At 39.5% G+C, this 2,580-nt stretch carries 2 protein-coding genes; both read left to right on the top strand.

What is annotated here, in order from left to right; all coding sequences use genetic code 11:
• Positions 1-268: 268 nt before the first annotated feature.
• Positions 269-970 (top strand): DUF6714 family protein, encoded by a 702-nt coding sequence (locus CDG79_RS40075; protein WP_094346989.1) that lies wholly within the window; start codon positions 269-271, stop codon positions 968-970.
• Positions 971-1,411: 441 nt separating this feature from the next.
• A complete protein-coding gene (locus CDG79_RS40080; protein ID WP_094346990.1) occupies positions 1,412-2,284 on the top strand; it encodes an alkaline phosphatase family protein in 873 nt (290 codons plus the stop codon).
• The last annotated feature ends 296 nt before the right edge of the window (positions 2,285-2,580 follow it).

A 2,580-nucleotide genomic window follows, 5' to 3' on the forward strand; every position in this document is an offset into this window, starting at 1 on the left:
GGCATTGTAACAGTGATAGGATGTCTTGCATGGGTGGCTTGTAGTTTTTGAGTTGTCGTTGTGAGAGACAATAACTCTACTACAAAGCGCCCTACCTCTTTATGCTCTTATTTTGGCTAAGGTATTGTTCTTAAAGTACCTTTTTCCGAAACGGTACATCCTGAAGTTGTTTCTACTTATGTATTTGTTCGGCTGAGTTTACGGAGGAGTATTTTGGGTATCAAAGGAAACTCTTTTCTGAAGCTATTGAAGTGATTTGAATCAAAATATGGATACTGAAGAACTCTATCCTTGTCCCTGTTGTGGTTACAAAACTCTGAACGCCAAGCCACCTGGAACATATCTTATTTGTCCTATTTGTTTTTGGTCAGATGATCGCGAGACAATAGATTCCTATGGATTTAGCTGGGTGGGATCTAATCAGGTATCTCTTCGCCAAGCACAAAGAAATTATATTGCCTTTGGAGCTTGTGAGCAGGAATGGCTAGATATTGTTCGTTCGACAACAGTTTTGGATGTGCGAGATAGCAATTGGCAAACTCTTGATACTTTAGAGGAAAATACTAGGCTAGCCTTAATTGAACAAATTACCGCTGCTTTTGATGGTGTCAAGCGGTCAGACGGAATTACATTACATGAAGCCAGAGCGCTAGATGACTATGCAGATGCTCAGAAAGCCAGAAAATTAGATAATGAAAGCCAATGGCAGGATATACCAGATGAATGGATTGAATATTTCTCTGATGTCTTTCCTTTTTTTGATGCAAAAGGATTTCGCTACTACATTCCCGCTTACATAATTTGGTGCTTAAAACACTACAAAACTTCTAACTCCAATACTTTAGATTACACAATCTATGCCATAAAAAATAGAGAGGGTTATTATCATCCTCACTTGGAGTTTCTCAATACAACTCAATTACAGGTAATTAAAGCGTTTCTACAATTTATGAATAGGTTTTTCCCATAAGTGTGCATGTTCTTCATATCTTAAAACCTATTCCAAATTTTCTGGAACTTCATGTTTCTCAATAATTCTATCCCACCTAACTGACTTAATTTTTTCCATAGTTCCCTGCACAAGCACAGGCTTTGAGAGATGTGGTGAGAAATTCGGGGTAGGAGTATGGGAAAATTCGTCAAGTATCCCCCTTGGGAATGGAGAAAACAGCATAAGAGAAACTAGAATAAGAGAATTTGATCTAAAATATTTCCTTTTCAGCTAGATAAATTAAATCTCAGAATTAATGCTAATTTAATTTCATCTTAAATTTAACAATGTAGTTTAAAGTGGTTACTCTGTTTCCGAAAGAAAACTGAGATTAATAACAATTCAAAACGGGTAATGTAACTGATTAGCTTTTTACTTAAAAAGGGGCTAATTGTCTGTTGAGAAAATGAGCACACATATATGTTGAGAATAATTAGATATCCTTGGCAATTGATTGCCGGAATTAGTAATGGATTAGCAGTATTAACGAGCGTCGCTATAAGCAGCCAAGCAGCGTTAGCAGCCACAGTGCCAACTTTCGATCACATCGTCGTCGTCATTGAAGAAAACCACGGGTATTCACAAATTATCAGTTCGAGTAGCGCTCCATATATCAATTCACTAGCAACGCAAGGCGCTCTCTTTACAAATTCCCACGGTGTGACACACCCAAGCCAACCCAACTACTTAGCCTTGTTTAGTGGCTCTACACAAGGTGTGACAAACGATAATTGTCCATTAACATTTAGCGGAGCTAGTCTGACTACCCAGTTATTGGGCATTGGCAAGACTTTTACAGGTTATTCGGAGAGTCTGCCCAGTGTTGGTTATACAGGTTGTAACTCCGGTGGGTCTAATGGTTACTATCGTAAACACAACCCTTGGGTTGATTTCACTAATGTTGCTAGTTCTGTAAATCAACCGTTTACAAGTTTTCCTTCGCCTGCTAATTTTGCCAATCTGCCTACTGTCTCCGTTGTTGTTCCTAACCAACTAGATGATATGCACAATGGCACGATTCAACAAGGTGATACCTGGCTGGAAAATAATCTGGATGCCTATGCACAGTGGGCTAAAACTCACAACAGCTTGCTGATAGTTACCTTTGATGAAGATAATGGCACAACCAGCAATCGGATTGTAACTATCTTTTATGGCGCTCACGTTAGAACGGGACAATATAGTGAGAATATCAATCACTACAATGTGTTACGCACGATTGAAGCAAGCTATGGATTACCTGGATTGAATAATGCCACTAATACAACCCCAATTACTGATTCCTGGCAATAAGTAACTTTTTTGCCCTTGTGTGAGTTTTTGGGGAAAAGTGGTGTGAAATTAAAATTTCAGACTAGATGAGTGTATGCGATCGCAATCAATCCCCCAGGTGTTCAAGCACACCCTCTATTTTTTCTTTGACAGCCTGCCAGCCTGCCATTTAGTCTAAACTCCATCTGCCACTTTAACTCAAATTACTGCTGCCACCGATTTGAGTAGCGCCCTCTGGTGCTGGTGGGTGGTAAGTCATAGACTGTAACCCCAAACGACCAGGGCCAATAAAACGGTTGAGAGTGAATGAAATACCG

The organism is Nostoc sp. 'Peltigera membranacea cyanobiont' 232 (assembly GCF_002245985.1).
In the GTDB taxonomy this organism is placed as follows: Bacteria; Cyanobacteriota; Cyanobacteriia; order Cyanobacteriales; family Nostocaceae; genus Nostoc.

Excerpts from the sequence above, each read along its gene's own strand:
- CDG79_RS40075 (WP_094346989.1), top strand. The coding sequence starts at position 269 with ATGGATACTGAAGAACTCTATCCTTGTCCCTGTTGTGGTTACAAAACT.
- CDG79_RS40080 (WP_094346990.1), top strand. The coding sequence starts at position 1,412 with ATGTTGAGAATAATTAGATATCCTTGGCAATTGATTGCCGGAATTAGT.